The sequence below is a fragment of the Nocardioides hungaricus genome (assembly GCF_054782915.1).
Genome location: NZ_BAAGRO010000083.1, coordinates 1 through 1,170, shown reverse-complemented (window position 1 = coordinate 1,170; position 1,170 = coordinate 1). Strand labels below are relative to the sequence as shown.

The window sequence follows — 1,170 nt, the reverse complement described above, 5'->3', positions numbered from 1 at the left end:
CCGGGGCCTTTGGTGATCCGCTGCCGCAGTCGGACGGTGGCGAAGGTGGACTCGATCGGGTTGGTGGTGCGCAGGTGGACCCAGTGCTCGGCGGGGTAGTCGTAGAAGGCGAGCAGCACGTCGAGGTCGTCGGTGATCTTGGCTACCGCCTTGGGCCACTTGATGCCGTACTCGGCGGCGAACGCCTTCGCGGCCTTGGTGGCTTCTTGCTTGTTCTCGGCGTTCCAGATCTCCGCGAGCGCGGCCTTCGCGCCGGGCTGGGCGGACTTGGGCAGGCAGTTGAGGACGTTGGCGATCTTGTGGAACCAGCACCGCTGCTCGCGGGTCTGGGGGAACACGGTGCGGACCGCGGCCCAGAACCCGAGCGCCCCGTCGCCGACCGCGAGGACCGGTGCCCGCATCCCGCGCCGCTTGCAGGACCGCAGCAGGTTGGCCCAGGACTCGGTGGACTCGCGGTGCCCGTCATCGAGCGCGATCAGCTCCTTGGTCCCGTCGGCGCGGACCCCGATCATCACCAGCAGGCACACCTTGTCCTGCTCGAGGCGGACCTTGAGGTGGATCCCGTCGACCCACACATACACGTAGTCGGTCTCGGCCAGAGACCGCTGGTTGAACGCCCGTGCTTCGGCCTGCCAGTCCTTGGTCAGCCGCGTGATCACCGACGCCGAGAGCCCGTGGCCGGTGCCGAGGAACTGGGTCAACGCCGGGGCGAAGTCGCCGGTCGAAAGGCCGTGCAGGTACAACAGCGGCAGCACTTCGGCCACCTTCGGCGACTTCCTCGACCAGGCCGGCAGGATCGCGGAGGAGAACCGCTTACGCTGCCCGGTGACCTCATCAATCCGCTTGTCGTTGACCCGCGGTTGTCGGACCGGGATCGCGCCGGCGGCCGTGGTCACCTCCCGCGGCTGGTGGAACCCGTTGCGGACCACCAGCCGACGGCCGTTCTCATCCAGCTCCTCGCGCAACGCCTCGACGTGCGCGGCGACCTCGGCCTGCAACGCCGCAGCCAGCATCTGCCGAGCACCGTCGCGGACGATCTCATCCAGCAGCGACCCACCGGCCGGCTCGTTGGGCTCGTTCTCTCCTTGGACTACCTTGAGCACGGGTGCACCTTCCCGAGCCGGCGCGCCAACGCCGACCCTGATCAGAACTTGTATGGGCTTCGATCCT

The 1,170-nt window shown here is 68.3% G+C and carries 1 protein-coding gene; it reads right to left on the bottom strand.

Features of this window, described 5'->3' with window-relative positions:
• The coding region (locus ACYVKX_RS23320; protein ID WP_460836105.1) for an IS256 family transposase at nt 1-1,103 on the bottom strand (1,103 nt) is incomplete at its 3' end.
• Nucleotides 1,104-1,170: the final 67 nt, after the last annotated feature.